This is a genomic window from Bradyrhizobium sp. SPXBL-02 (genome assembly GCF_051853065.1).
Taxonomy (GTDB): domain Bacteria; phylum Pseudomonadota; class Alphaproteobacteria; order Rhizobiales; family Xanthobacteraceae; genus Bradyrhizobium.
This window is the reverse complement of sequence record NZ_CP182474.1, coordinates 5,964,406-5,982,484: the sequence shown is the minus strand read 5'-3', so window position 1 is coordinate 5,982,484 and position 18,079 is coordinate 5,964,406. Positions and strand designations below refer to the sequence as shown.

Below are 18,079 nucleotides of genomic sequence, written 5' to 3'. Positions count from 1 at the left end.
TCCGCGCAAGGCATCCTCGTTGGACGCGCCTCAGCGCGCCTGCTCGATATAGGCCGCGAGGACGGCGCGCTCCTCGCCGGTCATTTCCGTGATGTTGCCAGGCGGCATCGCATTCGACCAGGCCGCGACCCGCCCGATCAGGCGGATGTTGCGATGGATGTGCTCGGGCGTGTCGAGCAAAATGCCCTTCGGCGCGGTGACGATGCCGGCCCAGACCGGTTCGGCTGCATGGCACATGCTGCAGCGGGACATCACGATCTCCTCGACATTGGCGACCGTGACCGGCGCCGACAATGCGCCCGTCTTCACCTCGCGCGGGCCGGCGGCGGAGAGGAGGAGGATCGCAATCACGCCGGCAGCGGCTACGCCCCACACCCACCACGGCGATTGGCGGCCGGCATGGCGCTCGTTGAAGAAGTGGCGGATCACCGGCCCGAGCGCCAGGATGATCGCGACGATGATCCAGTTGAAGCGCGTGGCGTAGAGCAGGGGATAGTGGTTGCTGATCATCAGCACGACAACGGGGAGCGTCAGGTAATTGTTGTGGACCGAGCGCTCCTTGCTGGCCTTGCCGAGCGTCGGGTCGGGCGCCTGTCCGGCGATCAGGCTGGCCACGATCTTCTTCTGGTTCGGGATGATCAGCGTGAAGACATTGGCCACCATGATGGTGCCGATGATCGCGCCGATCTGGTTGAAGGCGCCGCGGCCGCTCAGCACATGGGTGAAGGCGTAGGTGAGCGCGACCAGGAACAGATAGCCGCCGATGGCGAAGGGCAGCTCGCGCTGCGCGAGCCCGGTGCGGCAGGCGGCCTCATAGAGCAGCCACGCCAGCGCGAGGCTGCAGAAGCTGAACAGCCCGGCCTGGAATGGCGTGAGATCGAGGATCGACTTGTCGACCAGGAACAGGTCGGCCTCCAGATAATAGACCACCACCATCAGCGCGAAGCCGGATAGCCAGGTTGTGTAGGCTTCCCATTTGAACCAGGTCAGCTCGTTCGGCATCTGGCTGGGCGCGACCAGGTATTTCATGATCCGGTAGAACCCGCCGCCATGGACCTGCCAGGCCTCGCCCTGCACGCCGTCAGGCAGGTCCGTCTTCGGCTTCAGGCTGAGGTCGAGGGCGATGAAATAGAAGGAACTGCCGATCCAGGCGATCGCGGCCACCACGTGCAGCCAGCGCAGCAGCAGGCTCGCCCATTCCGATATGATGGATCCCCACATGATCTCCCCATCCGACGCGACCTGGATGCCGCAGCCTCCATGACCGTAACCGGCGCTCGCCGCCCCCACAATGTGTCGCACCGTTCAACCGCGTTTTCCAGTATGATGGGCTGCGGCTGATGCACATCGTGCGGGCATGAACTGACGTGGGATTCGGCAGGCGCCAAACTCGCCGCAGACCTTTTTCGGTTGATCGGCGTTGACGCACGACACGGGCAAGGCGGAGGACGACGTGAGCGACAGAATAACGTTCGTGGCGATGCTCGCAGCGCTGCTGGTTGCGGCCGGCGCGCAGGCCGAGCCGGTGTTGCAAGGCAAGGACGCCTATGGCGATTGGCGCGCCGACAAGCCCGGCACGGTCAGGCTGATCCGGCCGCAGGATCTGGTCAGGCCTGGCGCCACGCGATCGGTTGCGAGCTCGTCGCGCGTGGTGCCGCGTCCGCCGGAAGCCGAGCTCCAGGTTCCGGCCGGCTTCAAGATCGAGCTGTTCGCCGAAGGCCTGCGCGCGCCGCGTATCATCCGCGTGGCACCGAATGGCGATGTGTTCGTCGCCGAAACACGAGCCGGGACCATCCGCGTGCTGCGCGCGGGCGAGGGCGGCAAGGTCGCGACCAACGAGGTGTTCGCCAGCGGCCTGCGGCAGCCATTCGGCATCGCGTTCTTTCCCAATGGCGACAATCCGCAATGGGTCTACATCGCCAACACCGACAGCGTCGTCCGCTTTCCCTACCAGGCCGGCGATCTCAAGGCGCGCGGCAAGGCGGAGACGATTGTCGCGAGCCTGCCGCATGACGGCGGGCATTCCACGCGCGATATCGTCTTCACGCCCGACAACAAGCGTATGCTGGTGTCGGTGGGCTCTCTCAGCAATGTCGCCGAGGGCATGGGCACACCGCCGGGCGGGATGGACGCGTGGTCGAAGACGCAGCCGCTCGGCGCAACATGGGCCAGCGAGCTCGAACGTGCCGCGGTGCTGGGCTTCAATCCCGACGGCAAGGAGCGAAAGATCTATGCCACCGGTATCCGCAACTGCGTGGGCCTCGCGATCCAGCCGCAGACCGGGCTGCCCTGGTGCTCGACCAACGAGCGCGACGGCCTCGGCGACGATCTCGTGCCCGATTACGTCACCAGCGTGAAGGAGGGCGCGTTCTACGGTTGGCCGTGGTTCTATATCGGCAACAATGAAGACCCGCGCCACGCCGGCGCGCGGCCTGATCTCAAAGACAAGGTGACGGTGCCTGATGTGCTGATCCAGCCGCACTCGGCCTCGCTCGGCATGACGTTCTACCACAGCACGCAGTTTCCGCCCGAATACCAGGGCGACGGCTTCGCCGCCGAGCACGGCTCCTGGAACAGGTCGAAACGCACCGGCTACAAGGTGATCCGCATCCGCATGAAGGACGGCAAGCCGACCGGCGAGTACGAGGATTTCGTCACGGGGTTCGTCGTGAACGACAGCGAGGTGTGGGGTAGGCCGGTGGGAGTGGCGGTGGCGAAGGATGGATCGCTGCTGGTTTCGGAAGATGGCAACGGCACGATCTGGCGGGTGACATATTCGCGATGAGCGCCTTACTCTTTGCCTCTCCCCGCAAGCGAGGAGAGGGAGAAGAACGACCTACCCCCGCCTCACGCTGGCACCCCCATCCACCGGCAGCGTCACACCCGTAATGAAATTCGCCTCATCGCTCGCCAGGAACAGCGCGGCGTTGGCGACGTCCCAGCCCGTGCCCATCTTCCTGCGCAGCGGCACCTTGCTGTCGCGTTCGGCTTCGACTTCGGCGCGGGTCTTGTGCCATTCGCGGGCGCGGGTATCGACGGCCATCGGCGTGTTCATCAGGCCGGGCAGGATGACGTTGGCGCGGATGCCGTATTCGGCGTTCTGGTAGGCGAGCTGTTCGGTGAAGGCGATCATCGCCGACTTCGTCGCCTTGTAGGCGACGTAAGGATAGGTCGTGATTGCTGCCATCGACGAGATGTTGATGATGGCGCCGCTCCTCTGCGCGCGCATGATCGGGATCACTTCCTTCGCCGCCAGGATGCAGCTCTTCAGATTGATGGCAACGACGCGATCGAACGCCTCCTCGGTCAGTTGCAGCAGCTCGGCATCGCCGCCGGCGAGGCTGACGCCGACATTGTTGTGCAGCACGTCGATACGCCCCCAGCGCGATTGCGCATCCGCTACCATCGCCCTGATGTCCTCAGCTTTGGTCACGTCCGCCTTGAAGGCCGCCGCCGTGCCGCCTTTCGCGGCGATCATCGCCACTGTTTCCTGCGCCGATTCCAGATTGTGGTCGACGCACAAAACCTTGGCGTCCTCGCGCGCGAAGGTGAGCGCAGTCGCCCGGCCGTTGCCCATGCCTTCGCCGGGGCTTTGGCCGGCCCCGACGACGATCGCGACCTTGTCCTTTAAGCGCATCTCGGTTCACTCCCGTCCTCGTCATTATTTTCGTGCAGACTAGCAATCGCCCTGATGGGAGAGAAGAGCGCGCTTTCCGCCTTCATGTCATTGACATCACACGGAATTGCCTGTGGCGGCCGGCCCATCGCGCATGGCTGGCCGTTGCAGTCCCGGAACCGTTCCGACCTCGCAGCGTTTGTTGCGGAGCCTTTCCCGCGCTAGGCTCAGCCCCGGGGCTTCCCAACCACCAGTGGCTTGCCGATGAATCTGCTCGACCCACAAGGGCCCGTGGCTGCCGCCAACAGCACCATCCTGGTCGATTCCGTCTTCATCATGCTCGTGATCGTGGTGCCGACCATTTTCGCGATTCTGGCCTTTGCGTTCTGGTTTCGCGCCTCGAATCCAAGGGCGCGCTATCAGCCGGAGTTCGTCTATTCCGGCCGCGTCGAGATGGTGGTGTGGGCGATCCCGGCGCTCACCGTGATCCTGCTCGGCGGCGTCGCCTGGATCGGCTCGCACCAGCTCGATCCCGCAGCGCCCGTGCCCGGTACCGGCAGCCCGGTGCGGATCCAGGCCGTCTCGCTCGATTGGAAATGGCTCTTCATCTATCCGGACCAGCGCATCGCCACCGTCAACACGCTGACGGTGCCGACCGGCGCCGAGCTGAATTTCCAGCTGACATCGTCGAGCGTGATGAACACGTTCTTCATCCCGCAGCTCGGCAGCATGATCTACACCATGAACGGCATGGTGACGAAGCTGAACCTGCGCGCCGACAACGAAGGCAAGCTTCAGGGCCTGTCGGCACATTTCTCCGGCGACGGCTTCCCGGACATGATGTTCGACGTCCACGTGATCTCGCCGCTCGCCTTTCCGGACTGGGTGGCGAATACGGCGAAGACGGATGCGGTGCTGAACGAGGACAGCTACAAGAAGCTGATGCAGCAGGGTGTCGAGCGGGGCCGGCCGACCTACCGCCTCGAAGACCCGCGCCTGTTCGATCTGATCGCGACCCAGCACATTCCGCCCGGGCCCGGGCCGGAGCTCGCGTCCGAAGCAGGCCGGTCGCACAGTGGAGGCCATGATGCTCGGTAAGCTCGATTGGTCGGCCATCCCGTTCGACCAGCCGATTCCGCTCGTCGCCGGCGCGGTGGTGCTGGTCGCCATCCTCGGCGTGCTGGCCTGGGTCGCCGTCAAGGGACATCTGCCCTATCTCTGGCACGAATGGATCACCAGCGTCGATCACAAGCGCATCGGCGTCATGTACATCCTGCTGGCATCGGTGATGCTGCTGCGCGGCGGCAGCGACGCCATCATGATGCGGATCCAGCAAGCGGTGGCCTATCAGTCGCAGGGCTATCTGCCGCCGGAGCACTACAACCAGATCTTCTCGGCGCACGGCACCATCATGATCTTCTTCGTGGCGATGCCGTTCGTGATCGGGCTGATGAACCTCGTCGTGCCGCTCCAGCTCGGCGTGCGCGACGTCGCCTTCCCGACGCTCAATTCGGTCGGGTTCTGGCTGACGGCGACCGGCGCGCTATTGGTCAATGTCTCGCTCGTGGTGGGCGAGTTCGCGCGCACCGGCTGGCTCGCCTTTCCGCCGCTATCGGAATTGTCCTACTCGCCCGGCGTCGGCGTCGATTATTACGCCTGGTCGCTGCAGATCTCCGGCGTCGGCACGCTGGTGGCCGGCATCAATCTCGTCACCACCGTGCTGAAGCTGCGTACCAGGGGCATGAACTACCTGCGCATGCCGATGTTCTGCTGGACCACGCTGGCCTCGAACCTCCTCATCGTCGCGGCGTTCCCGATCCTCACCGCGACGCTCGCGATGCTGCTGCTCGACCGCTATCTCGGCTTCCACTTCTTCACCAACGAGGCCGGCGGCAACGTCATGATGTTCATGAACCTGATCTGGGCCTGGGGCCATCCCGAGGTCTATATTTTGGTGCTGCCGGCCTTCGGCATCTTCTCCGAGGTGGTCTCGACCTTCTCCGGCAAGGCGCTGTTCGGCTACCGCTCCATGGTGCTTGCGACCATGGCGATCTGCGTCATCTCCTTCATGGTCTGGCTGCACCATTTCTTCACGATGGGGGCAGGGCCGAACGTCAACGCCATCTTCGGCATCGCCAGCATGATCATCGCGGTGCCGACCGGCGTGAAGATCTATAACTGGCTGTTCACGATGTATGGCGGCCGCATCCGCTTTGCGACACCGATGTTGTGGTCGGTCGGCTTCATGGTCACCTTCATCATCGGCGGATTGACGGGCGTCCTGGTCGCGGTGCCGCCGGCGGACTTCATGCTCCACAACAGCATGTTCCTGGTCGCGCATTTCCACAACGTCATCATCGGCGGCGTGCTGTTCGGCGCCTTCGCCGGCTTCGAATACTGGTTTCCGAAGGCGTTCGGTTTCCGCCTCGACGAGCGCTGGGGCAAGGCGGCGTTCTGGTTCACCTTCACGGGCTTCTACGTCACCTTCATGCCGCTCTACATCGTCGGCATGCTCGGCATGACCCGGCGCATGCAGCACTATGACGTCGCGGCCTGGCGGCCCTGGATGATCATCGCTGCACTCGGCATGGCCGTGCTGACGATGGGTGTGATCTGCCAGATCGTGCAGCTCGTGGTCAGCATCCGCAATCGCGAGGCGCTGCGCGACCGCACCGGCGATCCCTGGGACGGTCGCTCGCTGGAATGGGCGACCTCGTCGCCGCCGCCGGTGTTCAACTTCGCCTTCCATCCCGATGTTCGCGGTGAAGACGCCTATTGGGACATGAAGGTGCACGCCCGGCAGCAATCGTTCGAGCATGACGTGCCCGAATATCAGGACATCGAGATGCCGCGCAATTCTCCTACCGGCTTCGTCTGCGCGTTCTTCGCCACCATCATGGGCTTCGCCCTGATCTGGCACATCTGGTGGATGGTGATCCTGGGGGGGATCGGCGCGTTCGCGACCTTCGTCGTGTTCGCCTGGCGCGACCATGACGAGTACGTCATTCCGGCCGCGGAGGTCGCCGCGATCGACCGCGTCAATATCGAGGAACGGCGCAGCCTCGTCAGCATGGCGGGAGCGGTGTGATGGCGATGACAGCAACCGTCGGCCATGCGCACGCCGATCCCCATCACATCGGCGTCGTCATCGAGCATCCCGGGCCCGCGCCGAAGCGGATCGTGACCGCCTACGGCTTCTGGGTCTTCCTGCTCTCCGACATCGTGATGTTCTCCTGCTTCTTTGCGGCCTATGCGGTGCTGTCAGGCCAGACCGCCGGCGGCCCCAAGGGCGCGGAGATCTTCGAGCAGAGGAACGTCGCGATCGAGACGGTCTGCCTGCTGCTGTCGAGCTTCACCTGCGGCATGGCCAGCATCGCCGCCGACGTGCGCAACCGGTTCTGGTTCTATTTCGGCATGAGCGTGACCTGCGTGCTCGGCCTCATCTTCCTGGTGATCGAGTTCCGCGAATTCGCCGACCTTGTCGGCCGTGGCTACGGCCCGTCACGCAGTGCGTTCCTGACCGCGTTCTTCTCGCTGGTTGGATGCCACGGCCTGCACGTCTCCGCCGGCGTGCTCTGGCTGCTCACCATGATGGCCCAGGTGTTTGCGAAAGGCTTTCGCGCCGACGTGCTGCGGCGGATGATGTGCTTTGCGCTGTTCTGGCACGCACTCGACATCATCTGGGTCGGGGTGTTCTCCGTCGTCTACCTGCTTGGGGGTGCTCCATGAGCGATCAGACGCATATTCCGGCCGGGCGCGACCTCGCACCGGGCGAGGAAGAGCAGCATAGCGTCGGTGAGCGGATCCTGGGTTATGTCGTCGGTCTTGTTCTGGCGCTGTTGCTCACGGCGACGTCGTTCTTCATCGCCGGCACCGACCTGGTCTGGCAGCCTTCGATTCCCGTCGCGCTGATCGTGCTTGCGATCGCGCAGATGGGCGTGCACCTCGTATTCTTCCTGCACATCACCACCGGCCCCGACAACACCAACAACGTGCTGGCGCTCGCCTTCGGGCTGCTGGTGGTGTTCCTGGTGGTGGGCGGGACGGTCTGGATCATGGCGCATCTCAACGCCAATATGCCGCCGATGGACCAGATCATGCGGACGCAGTGACAGACCCCGCACGAATGCCGCACAAAAAAGAAGAGCCGCTTGTGGTGACAAGCGGCCCAAGTCTAGGGAGGAAACGCCCGAGCAAAGACAATCCGATGAGGATCGTCTGCCAAGGAAACGCTCGCGCAAAGCGCGTGCGCACTTTGATAAGTGCCGCAACTCCCGATGAAGTTCAATTCCGGATCAATACGGTCTCGGACTACCACTCACGCGTGCGTGAAGGAAATGTTCACTTCGGCCGACGGCAATTGTAGGCCTTCCGAAAGCCGGCGGCCTGGGCGTCGTCCTCGGAGCAGAACCAGCGGTCCGGCTTGGTGGTCGCCGGGTAGCTCGGGCAGCCGCGCAGATGATAGATGCCGATATTGCCGGTGACGCGGGCGCGCACCGCGAGCTTGCCCTTGATGCTGCAGCTGGGCGGCATGGTCAGCTCCTCCGGAAACAGCACGGCGCGGATCTCCTTGTCGCGGTCGGGCCGGCAGGCGGCGCCCAGCAGTGCGCCGTCCTTCTTGCCGCTGCGGAAATCTTGCGGCGCAACAAAGCAGCCCTTCCAGATCCCGGCCGCCGCCGTCTTGGCCTCGTTGGCCGCCGGCTTCACGTTGGCCTTGATCGGCTCGCGGGCGAGGGCAAAGCCGAGCTTGATCAGCTGCTCGTTCAAGCTGGCCTTGTCGCCCTCGGCCGTGCAGATGGCGCGGTGGCGCTTGCCAAAACTCTTCTCGGGTCCGACATCGTCGCAGCGCACCGTCCGCTTGTTGACCAGCTTGGCCAGCTGATCGCGGGCCTCGATGCCGCAGGTCCAGGTATCGGCGTGATCGTCGATGCAGACCTGGTCCAGCTCCGGCGCGTCGACGCCGTCGAGCCGGTAGGTGACGTCTCCGACCTGGATGGAGTTGCCGTCCCGGACCGTCGCGGCGCCGGTCAGCGCGGAAACCGGTCCGGACGAGGCCAGAAATCCGGACAAGGCGAGAAACGAAACGAGCGCAAAAGCGCGGGGGGCGGCAAAGAATTTCTGGAAGGACATACGGTCTCGCTATCGATGGCTCGTGCGCCCTGTTCCTAGCATCCGGATGTGGCGAGACCAATGGTCTGCGCCGCGCGAAGTGCGACATTCCCGCCCCGCAGCTTTACTCCGCCGTCGCTCTGCCCCTATCGTTTACCGGCCCTCGCGACGCGCGAAAGGCCGAATCGCCCGGTAAGCGGCGAGGGGGGAGGACAAGGTTGCGATGAAAGACCCCGTGGACGTCCTGATCATCGGCGCCGGCGCTTCGGGCGCGGCGGTGGCGTGGTCGCTGGCCGAGACCAAGATGCACATCCTCTGCCTGGAGCAGGGCGGCTGGATGAACCCGGCGGAATATCCCAGCACGGGCCGCGACTGGGAGGCCAAGTTCTACGGCGAATGGTCGTCGAGCCCGAATGTCCGTGGCCGGCCCGAGGACTACCCGATCAACGACGACAACTCTCCGATCAAGGTGGTGAACTACAACGCGGTCGGCGGCTCGACCGTGATGTACACCGCGCACTGGCCGCGGCTGCATCCCTCCGATTTCAAGGTGAAGACGCTGGACGGCGTCGCCGACGACTGGCCGATCGACTACGACGCGCTGACCCCGTTCTTCGAGGAGAACGACCGCATGATGGGCACGTCGGGGCTATCAGGCGATCCGCTTTCGCCGCTGACGCATCCGCCCATGCCGCAGCAGCCGATGGGCTTGTCCGGGGCCATCATCGCCAAGGCCATGAACAAGCTCGGCTGGCATTGGTGGCCGTCGGACACCACGGTCGCGACGATGGACTATGAGGGGCGGGCGCGCTGCATCAATCTCGGCCATTGCACGCCGGCCTGCGCCCAAGGCGCAAAATCCTCGACCGACATCACCTATTGGCCGCACGCCATTCGCGCCGGTGTCGAGCTGCGCACCCATTGCCGGGTGCGCGAGATCACCACCGACGAGAACGGCATGGCCTCGGGCGTGGTCTATTATGACAAGGACGGCGTCGAGCAGTTTCAGCCTGCGCATGTCGTCATCATCGCCTGCAACGGCGTCGGCACGCCGCGGCTGCTGCTGAACTCGGCTTCCAGCCGCTTTCCGAACGGGCTTGCCAATTCTTCCGGCCTCGTCGGCAAGAACCTGATGTTCCATCCCTATGCGCAGATCTATGGCTATGTGAAGGAGACGACCGACTCTAACCGCGCGCCGCCGACCTGCCTGTGGAGCAAGCAATGGTATGACACCGACCTGTCGCGCGGCTTCGTGCGCGGCTACGGCGTCCAGTTCGTGCGCGGAGCCGGGCCGGTGTTCGAGGCCGTCGTCAGCGAGCAGAAGGGCATTTTGCCCTGGGGCGAGGATCATCACCGCGTGTTCCGCAAGCTCAACGGCCACCGGCTTGGTTTCTCCGCAATCTGCGAGGACCTGCCCGAGGAGCACAATCGCGTCACGCTCGATCCGGTGCTGAAGGACAGTCACGGCATACCCGCGCCGAAGATCGACTACACGATCAGCGAGAACAGCCGGAAGATGATGGAGCATGCGCTGGAGCGCGGCTGCGAGTTTCTCGAAACGGCCGGCGCGACCGACATCTGCGTCAACTCGCCGATCCCCTGGGGCGGCTGGCATCTGCTCGGCACGGCGCGGATGGGCACCGACCCCGAGCGCTCCGTCGTCAACGAATGGGGCCGCTCGCACGACGTGAAGAACCTCTTCATCGTCGACGGCAGCATCTTCGTCACCTCCGGCGGCGTGAACCCGACCTCCACCATCCAGGCCCTCGCGCTCTACATCGCCGACCAGATGAAGCAGCGCCTCGCCAATTTGTTTGATTGACCATGATGCGGATCCAAGCAAGCGGCGACCTCGGTGCACCTCTCCCGCTTGCGGGAGAGGTCGGCGCGGAGCGCCGGGTGAGGGCTGCCTCCTCTCGGGGAATCCCTCCGCGGAGACACCCTCTCCCCAACCCTCCCCCGCAAGCGGGGGAGGGAGCGCACTGTCATCGCCGCACGAGCTTTGAAAGAGCACGCCATGTCTGATCAACCCACCCTCACGCCGCGGCAGCGCGACGATCTCCGCGCCATCGCCGCGATGATCATTCCTGCCAGCGAGGAGTACAAGGTGCCGGGCGCCGACGATCCAGCGATCCAGGCCGACATGCTGGCAACGCTCGGCCGCGACACCAAGTTGGTGGCGGCGGCACTGGATCATCTGGCGCGGCTCGCCGGAGCGCCGCTCGCCGAGCTTGATGCCGCCAGGCGCGGTGCGGTGGCGCAGGAGTTTCGCAATAACGGCGTTGCCGCCGCAACCCTCGTCCGTGTCGTGCTGCAATGCTACTACCGCGACGACCGCGTGCTGGGCTCGCTTGGGATCGAGCTGCGCGCGCCATTCCCCAAGGGCCATGTGCTTCCGGACGGCGACTGGTCGCTGCTCGATCCGGTCAAGGCGAGGGGCGGCGCGCTGAGGCGGGCGCCCTAGCCATCTGGGCAGTCCGGCCCTGCGCTCCAGGCGGGCCACTTGCGCCGGCGGGAACAGGCCACCATTTGTGTGAGCCTCAAGGACTCTTGCCATGTTGGATTTCACCTCAGATATCGCCGATGACGTACCGTCATCGCGAAAGACGGCGGCCGCCCCGGTCGATGACCGGGCGCTGCTGGACGCCTATTCCAATGCCGTGATCGACGTCACCGACCGGGTCGGCCCTGCGGTCGTGCGGGTCGAGACCGGGCCGAAAGTGCCTGATAGACGCGAGCGCGGCGGGCTCGGCTCGGGCATCGTGATCTCGCCGGACGGACTCGTGCTCACCAACAGCCATGTCGTCGGCACGTCGAAGGAGATCCGGCTGCGCGACGTCGAGGGCCGTGTCGGCGACGCCCAGGTGCTCGGCGTTGATCCCGACACTGATCTTGCGCTGCTGCGCGCCAACGGCGTGCGCGATCTGCCCTATGCCGCGCTCGGCAATTCCAAGACGTTGCGGCGTGGCCAGCTCGTGATCGCGATCGGCAATCCGCTCGGCTTCGAATCCACCGTGACGGCCGGCGTGGTCTCGGCGCTCGGGCGCTCGATCCGCTCGGTGAGCGGGCGCACCATCGAGGACGTGATCCAGACCGATGCCGCGCTCAATCCCGGCAATTCCGGCGGGCCGCTGGTGTCGTCGCATGCCGAGGTGATCGGCATCAACACGGCGATCATCAACGGCGCGCAGGGCATCTGCTTCGCGGTCGCCAGCAACACCGCGCAATTCGTGCTGTCGGAGATCATCCGCCACGGCTATGTCCGTCGCGCCTATATCGGTGTCGCCGGGCAGACCGCACCGGTGCCGCGGCGGCACGCGGTGCTGGCCGGCGTCGAGAACAAGATGGGCGCGCTGTTGATGCAGATCGAGCCGGACGGCCCGGCAGCCAAGGCAGGCCTGTTGCCCGGCGACGTCGTGATCAGGCTCGACGGCGTCGAGATCAACGGGGTCGACGACCTGATCCGCGTGCTCGACCGCGATCGGATCGGTCGCCGGCTCGCCATGGACGTGCTGCGGCTCGGCCGCCTGCGGACGATCGATATCGATCCCGTAGAGCGCAAGCCGGCGCGCTGAACTGTACTGAATCGCCCGGTCCAGCGATGATGCAGAAGGTGTGGCGAGCACGTGTCCACGATCTCGTCACTGCGAGCGAAGCGAAGCAATCCAGACTGTCTCCGCGGAAAGACTCTGGATTGCTTCGTCGCGAGGGCTCCTCGCAATGACGGTGGCGAGAGCTGTGCGCCTTTAACCGCTACTCCGCCGCCGCCGCAAAGCGGCTGTTCTCGAACTCCGCCTCGAGCCGCGCCGTCTCGGCGGCCGCCAGCCTGATACTGGCTTCCTTGACATGCCCGAAGCCGCGGATGGTCTCCGGCACGCGCGCGAGCCGCGCCAGCAGCGGGATCTGCTCCGCCCTCAGCCCGGCGATCCAACGATCTATCATGGCAAAATAGTCCTCGATCAGCTTCTGCTCCGTCCGTCTCTCCTCGGTGCGGCCGAACGGGTCGAACGCGCCGCCGCGCAGGAATTTGAGTTTTGCCAGCACGCGGAAGGCGTGGATCATCCAGCTGCCGAACTCCTGCTTCTGCAGATGTCCGGTCACCTTGTCGCGCTTGGCGAAGATCGGCGGTGCCAAATGATACTTCAGCGTGAAATCGCCGTCGAATTTCTCCGACACTTTCTTGGCGAAGCTGCCGTCGGTGTAGAGCCGGGCGACCTCGTATTCGTCCTTGTAGGACATCAGCTTGAACAGGTTCTTGGCAACCGCTTCGGTGAGCTCGGTTGACGCGGGCGAAACCGCGCTCTCCGCCTTGCGCACCTTGGCGAGGGCTGCAAGGTAGCGGTCGGCATAGGCCTTGTCCTGATAGGAGGTCAGGAATTCCGCGCGCGTCGCGATGATGTCGTCGAGCGATTTGGTCGGCGCGGACGCGCGAGCCTTGAACTGGAGCACGCTGCGCACGCGCGACATGTCATGGGCGGCGAGGCGGCCCCAGGTGAAGGCGAGCTTGTTCATCTCGATCGCGGCGCCGTTGATCTCGATGGCGCGGAGCAGGGCCTCCAGCGACAGCGGGATCGCGCCCTTCTGGAACGCGAAGCCGAGCATGAAGGGATTGGTCGCGATGGAATCGCCCATCAGCGCCGCGGCAATGCCTGTGGCGTCGATAATGTCGAGGTTGTTGTCGCCGATGGCGTCGCGCAGCACGGTCTGCATCGCGCCCATCTCGAAGTCGAGATCGGGGTTTTGCACGAAGCTCGCGGTCGGCTGCAGATCGGCGTTGATGTAGGCCTTGGTCACGCCGCGCTCGGCCCGGCTCAGCGCCGTCCGGCCGGCCGAGACGATCATGTCGCAGCCGAGGATGACGTCGGCGCCGCCCGTGGTGATGCGGACCGCGGAAATATCTTCCGGCCTCCGTGCGATGCGCACATGGCTCATCACCGCGCCGTTCTTCTGCGACAGGCCGGTGAAGTCGAGCGCCGAGCAGCCGCGGCCGTCGACATGGGCGGCCATGCCGAGGAGGGCACCGATGGTGATGACGCCGGTGCCGCCGATGCCGGTGACCAGGATGTTGTAGGGGCCGTCCAGCTCACGCGCCGGCGGCAGCGGCAGATCGGCGAACAGCTGGCCTGAATCCACAGCCGACGTCTTCATCCGCTTCAACGAACCGCCATGGACGGTGACGAAGCTCGGGCAAAAGCCCTCGACGCAGGAAAAGTCCTTGTTGCAGTTCGACTGGTCGATCTGGCGCTTGCGGCCGAATTCGGTTTCCAGCGGCTGCACCGAGACGCAGTTGGAGGCCTGCGAGCAATCGCCGCAGCCTTCGCAGACCAGCTCGTTGATGAAGGCACGCTTGGCGGGATCGGGATAGAGCCCGCGCTTGCGGCGGCGGCGCTTCTCGGCGGCGCAGGTCTGGTCGTAGATGATGACCGTGAGGCCCTTGATATCGCGCAGCTCGCGCTGCACGGCGTCGAGCTCGCGGCGGTGGTGGATGGTCGCGCCTTGCGGGAAGTAATTGCCTTGCGGATACTTGCTCGGATCGTCCGAGACGATCGCGAGCCGCTTGACGCCTTCGGCCCAGACCTGATGGGCGATCTGCGCGACGTTGAAGGCGCCTTCGGCCGGCTGGCCGCCGGTCATGGCGACGGCGTCGTTGTAGAGGATCTTATACGTAATGTTGATGCCGGCCGCGGAGGCGGCGCGCAGCGCCAGCAAGCCGGAATGCGTATAGGTGCCGTCGCCGAGATTCTGGAAGATGTGATTCTCGGTTGTGAAGGGCGACTGGCCGATCCAGTTCACGCCCTCGGCGCCCATATGCGAGATCAAATCCGTGCGGCGGGTCGGCATGCTCAGGGCCATGCCGTGGCAGCCGATGCCGGCCATGGCGCGGCTGCCCTCGGGCACGCGCGTCGAGGTGTTGTGCGGGCAGCCCGAGCAGAAGAACGGCGTGCGCGCGAGCTTGATCGGCGTGCTCGTCGTGACCGGATTGTCGAAGGCCTCGAGCCGGGCCAGGCGCTGCTCCAGCACCGGGCTGTGATGGCCGAGCTTGCGCAAGCGCGCCACCAGCGCGCCAGCGACGATGGTCGGCGTCAGCTCGCCCTCGCTCGGCAACAGCGGTGCGCCGCGCTCTTCGCGCTTGCCCGTCACGGTCGGGCGCTTCGACGCATCGACGTTGTAGAGGATGCGCATCAGCTGGTCTTCGATGAAGCCGCGCTTCTCCTCGACCACCAGCACGTCCTGCAGGCCCTCGGCGAAGCGCTTCGCGCCGCTTTCCTCCAGCGGCCAGGTCAGTGCGACCTTGTAGATGCGCAAGCCCAGGTCCTGCGCGTCCTTGTCGGTGATGCCCAGATCGGCGAGCGCCTGGCGCAGATCGAGATAGGCCTTGCCGGTCGCGACGATGCCGAGCCGTGCGGGCTTGGAATCGAGCACGATGCGGTCGAGCTGGTTGGCGCGGGCGAAGGCCTGCACCGCCGCCATCTTCGGCCCGAACAGTCGCTTCTCCGCCTCCAGCGGCGGATCGGGCCAGCGGATGTTGAGGCCGCCGGGCGGCATCTCGAAATCGTCGGGAAGCGCGATCCTGATGCGTTCCGGGTCGCTGTCGATCGAGGCCGAGCTCTCGACGGTCTCGCTGATCGCCTTGAAGCCGACCCAGCAGCCGGAGAAGCGTGACAGCGCAAAGCCGTAGAGGCCGAGGTCGAGATAGTCCTGGAGCGTTGCCGGGTTGATGACGGGGATCAGCGCCGCCGCGAACACCTGCTCGCTCTGATGCGCCAGCGTCGAGGACTGGCAGCCATGGTCGTCGCCGGCGAGCGCGAGCACGCCGCCATTGCGCGAGGTGCCGGCGGCATTGGCATGCTTGAGCGCATCCACCGAGCGGTCCACGCCCGGGCCCTTGCCGTACCAGATGCCGAACACGCCATCGACCTTGGCGCCGGGAAACAGGCCGACCTGCTGGCTGCCCCAGACGGCGGTGGCGGCGAGATCCTCGTTGAGGCCGGGCACGAAGGCGATGTCGTGCTGCTGGAGATGCGATTTCGCGCGCCACAGGGCGTGGTCGTACATGCCGAGCGGGGAACCGCGATAGCCCGAGATGAAGCCGCCGGTGTTGAGGCCCTGAAGCCGGTCGCGTTCGCGCTGCAACATGGGCAGGCGGACCAGGGCCTGCGTGCCGGACAGGAAGATCCGCTTCGATGCGAGCCGGTATTTGTCGTCCAGCTCGACCTGCAACAGCGTCATTTCGGAAGTCCTCGTCTCTTGGCTCGGCGTGGGGTTTGCGCTGCGGGAGGGAGTGCGGCTGCGCGATGCGAATTGTGACAGTCAAAAGGATGGGCCCGCGAAGTCAATATCGCTGGCCGCATCCGTGGCGCTCCTGCTAGTCATGGCTTGCACGCGGAGAAAACATGATGGCGTTCGACACCGAGATCACTCAGACCGGCGGCGCCTTGGTCGGGCCGTGGCGCCGGCCGCGACAGATGCTGCAGGCGCAAACCTACGATGCGCATGCCTCGATCCATGACGACGCCACCGCGCAGAAGCTCGGCTTCAAGGGCGGGACGATCGAGGGCCCGACGCATTTCAGCCAGTTTGCCCCGCTTTGCGAGCGGCAATGGGGGCAGGTCTGGTTCGAAAGAGGTTGCCTTTCTGCCCACTATCGCAGCGTCTGCTATGAGGGTGAAGAGGTGCAGGCGATCCTGATGGCTTCTTCGGCTGAGCAACCGGAGTGTCAAATTCAAATGGTCAAGCGGGACGGCACCGAGGTGCTGCGCGGCACGGCTTCCATCGTCGACAGTCCAACGGCTCTTGGTCTGCGTCTGCGCGAGCTTAAGCCGCTCGGCGACCCGGTGATCCTTCGCGACGTGCAAGTCGGTGTGACCGGCAAGCGGCAAACGGTGCGCATGGCGTTCGACCAGAACATGGGCGACCTCTATCCGTTCTCGCTTCGGCAGAAGCTCGCCGTCATCACCGAGCGCTCGCCGTATTATTCGGGCGCGGACAATCCGTGGGGCAAGCCGATCATCCCGATGGAGATGCTGAGCGTGCTGTTCCAGTACCGCTCCAAGGACGATCCGCTGCCGGCCAAGGGCCCGGCCGTCGGTCTGTTCGCCGACCAGGAGATCCGCCTGCTGAAGGGCCCACTCTTCGTCGACGAAGAATACGAAGTCGAGCGCGAGGTGGTCGCGCTCTCGGCCAGCCGCCGCACCGAAAGCGCCTGGGTCAAGACGCGCGTGTTCGACAAAGCGGGCACGATGGTCGCAACCATGCTGCTCAACGCGGCCACGCTGAAGGACTCTTATGCGCCGTATGAGGAGGAGTATCGGCGGCTGTATGGGGCAGGGCGGTAGCCTCTGCTCGTCATTCCGGGGCGCGCGTAGCGCGAACCCGGAATCCATTTCACCTCGCGTACCGCGGCCCGATGGATTCCGGGCTCGACGCTGACGCGTCGCCCCGGAATGACGGCGGAACGAGAGTCGTGGCCCGCTTATCCTTTAAGCAAATGCACGTCGCAAAGCCGTCGCACAGCGAATGAGCAGGCGCGGGCTCTTCCGATAACATTCTGATAGCGCAGAAAATTTCCTCGCGCGGTGCTCCGGACCGCAATTGTACACAATGGCACGGCGCTTGCAGAACTCCCGGCCAGGAGAGTTCTCGCGGGGCCGTCATGTTGAACTCAGCCAAGCCGACAAAGGGCGTCGTCAGCGCCGAGCCCGAGCCGATCACGCTCGACTGGCCCGCCACCGCGCTTCTCATCATCGACATGCAGCGGGATTTCATGGAGCCCGGCGGCTTCGGCGAGACGCTGGGCAACGACGTCAGCCAGCTCGCGCGCGCGGTGAAGCCGATCGGCGCAGTGCTGACGGCGGCGCGCGACAGCGGCATGTTGGTCATCCACACGCGCGAGGGCCATCTGCCCGATCTCTCCGACGCGCCGCCGGCGAAGGTCGAGCGCGGCGCGCCGAGCCTTCGCATCGGCGATCCCGGTCCGATGGGGCGCATCCTCATTCGCGGCGAGGCCGGCCACGACATCATTCCCGAGCTCTATCCGCTCGACAGCGAAATCGTGATCGACAAGCCCGGCAAGGGCGCCTTCTACGCGACCGAGCTCGGCGAGGTCCTGGAGAAATACGGCATCGAGAATTTGCTCGTGTGCGGCGTCACCACGGAAGTGTGCGTCAATACCACGGTGCGCGAGGCCAATGACCGCGGCTATCGCTGCGTCGTCATCGCCGATGGCTGTGCGTCCTACTTCCCCGAGTTTCACGAGATGGGCCTGAAGATGATCAAGGCCCAGGGCGGCATCTTCGGCTGGGTCGCGGATTCAGCCGCAGTTTTGGAGGCGATGAAGATTTCGACCACATAGGG

At 65.1% G+C, this 18,079-nt stretch carries 14 protein-coding genes; 10 read left to right on the top strand and 4 right to left on the bottom strand.

Features of this window, described 5'->3' with window-relative positions; all coding sequences use genetic code 11:
- Positions 1-30: 30 nt before the first annotated feature.
- Positions 31-1,221 (bottom strand): urate hydroxylase PuuD, encoded by a 1,191-nt coding sequence (locus ACNJYD_RS27885; RefSeq protein WP_439363905.1) that lies wholly within the window; start codon positions 1,219-1,221, stop codon positions 31-33.
- A gap of 259 nt (positions 1,222-1,480) precedes the next feature.
- Between ACNJYD_RS27885 and ACNJYD_RS27880 the strand changes: the two genes are divergently transcribed.
- A complete protein-coding gene (locus ACNJYD_RS27880; protein ID WP_439367522.1) occupies positions 1,481-2,785 on the top strand; it encodes a PQQ-dependent sugar dehydrogenase in 1,305 nt (434 codons plus the stop codon).
- 51 nt (positions 2,786-2,836) lie between these two features.
- On the opposite strand, the gene ACNJYD_RS27875 is transcribed toward ACNJYD_RS27880, so the two are convergent.
- The gene (locus ACNJYD_RS27875) at positions 2,837-3,637 is read right to left on the bottom strand and encodes an SDR family NAD(P)-dependent oxidoreductase (RefSeq protein ID WP_212254720.1); all 801 of its coding nucleotides are present in this window, start codon (positions 3,635-3,637) and stop codon (positions 2,837-2,839) included.
- 270 nt (positions 3,638-3,907) lie between these two features.
- Between ACNJYD_RS27875 and ACNJYD_RS27870 the strand changes: the two genes are divergently transcribed.
- From ACNJYD_RS27870 to cyoD, 4 genes are read left to right on the top strand one after another with little or no spacing between them, the layout of a single operon-like run.
- The gene (locus ACNJYD_RS27870; RefSeq protein ID WP_439363904.1) at positions 3,908-4,714 is read left to right on the top strand and encodes a cytochrome ubiquinol oxidase subunit II; all 807 of its coding nucleotides are present in this window, start codon (positions 3,908-3,910) and stop codon (positions 4,712-4,714) included.
- Entirely contained in the window at positions 4,704-6,704 is a 2,001-nt protein-coding gene (cyoB, locus tag ACNJYD_RS27865) for a cytochrome o ubiquinol oxidase subunit I (protein ID WP_212254722.1), read from the top strand. The genes ACNJYD_RS27870 and cyoB overlap by 11 nt, the downstream gene beginning before the upstream one ends.
- Positions 6,704-7,345 carry a cytochrome (ubi)quinol oxidase subunit III gene (locus tag ACNJYD_RS27860; RefSeq protein WP_439363903.1) on the top strand — a complete coding sequence of 214 codons (642 nt, stop codon included), beginning with the start codon at positions 6,704-6,706 and terminating at the stop codon, positions 7,343-7,345. Before cyoB ends, ACNJYD_RS27860 begins: the two co-directional genes overlap by 1 nt.
- Positions 7,342-7,728 carry a cytochrome o ubiquinol oxidase subunit IV gene (cyoD, locus tag ACNJYD_RS27855; protein ID WP_172783873.1) on the top strand — a complete coding sequence of 129 codons (387 nt, stop codon included), beginning with the start codon at positions 7,342-7,344 and terminating at the stop codon, positions 7,726-7,728. The genes ACNJYD_RS27860 and cyoD overlap by 4 nt, the downstream gene beginning before the upstream one ends.
- A 229-nt stretch (positions 7,729-7,957) precedes the next feature.
- On the opposite strand, the gene ACNJYD_RS27850 is transcribed toward cyoD, so the two are convergent.
- Positions 7,958-8,746: a thermonuclease family protein gene (locus ACNJYD_RS27850; protein WP_439363902.1), complete on the bottom strand. Its 789-nt coding sequence runs from the start codon at positions 8,744-8,746 to the stop codon at positions 7,958-7,960.
- Between the two features lie 202 nt (positions 8,747-8,948).
- Here ACNJYD_RS27850 and ACNJYD_RS27845 point away from each other — a divergent pair, with 202 nt between their 5' ends.
- From ACNJYD_RS27845 to ACNJYD_RS27835, 3 genes are all read left to right on the top strand, one after another.
- Positions 8,949-10,547 carry a GMC family oxidoreductase gene (locus tag ACNJYD_RS27845; RefSeq protein WP_439363901.1) on the top strand — a complete coding sequence of 533 codons (1,599 nt, stop codon included), beginning with the start codon at positions 8,949-8,951 and terminating at the stop codon, positions 10,545-10,547.
- 195 nt (positions 10,548-10,742) lie between these two features.
- The gene (locus ACNJYD_RS27840; RefSeq protein WP_439363900.1) at positions 10,743-11,189 is read left to right on the top strand and encodes a hypothetical protein; all 447 of its coding nucleotides are present in this window, start codon (positions 10,743-10,745) and stop codon (positions 11,187-11,189) included.
- 91 nt (positions 11,190-11,280) lie between these two features.
- On the top strand, positions 11,281-12,300 hold the full coding sequence (locus ACNJYD_RS27835) for a S1C family serine protease (protein WP_439363899.1): 1,020 nt from the start codon (positions 11,281-11,283) through the stop codon (positions 12,298-12,300).
- Between the two features lie 178 nt (positions 12,301-12,478).
- On the opposite strand, the gene ACNJYD_RS27830 is transcribed toward ACNJYD_RS27835, so the two are convergent.
- Entirely contained in the window at positions 12,479-15,955 is a 3,477-nt protein-coding gene (locus ACNJYD_RS27830) for an indolepyruvate ferredoxin oxidoreductase family protein (protein WP_439363898.1), read from the bottom strand.
- 164 nt (positions 15,956-16,119) lie between these two features.
- Between ACNJYD_RS27830 and ACNJYD_RS27825 the strand changes: the two genes are divergently transcribed.
- Positions 16,120-17,061, top strand: a complete 942-nt coding sequence (locus tag ACNJYD_RS27825; protein ID WP_260382711.1) for a hypothetical protein — start codon at positions 16,120-16,122, stop codon at positions 17,059-17,061.
- 317 nt (positions 17,062-17,378) lie between these two features.
- Positions 17,379-18,077 carry a cysteine hydrolase family protein gene (locus tag ACNJYD_RS27820; protein WP_439363897.1) on the top strand — a complete coding sequence of 233 codons (699 nt, stop codon included), beginning with the start codon at positions 17,379-17,381 and terminating at the stop codon, positions 18,075-18,077.
- The last annotated feature ends 2 nt before the right edge of the window (positions 18,078-18,079 follow it).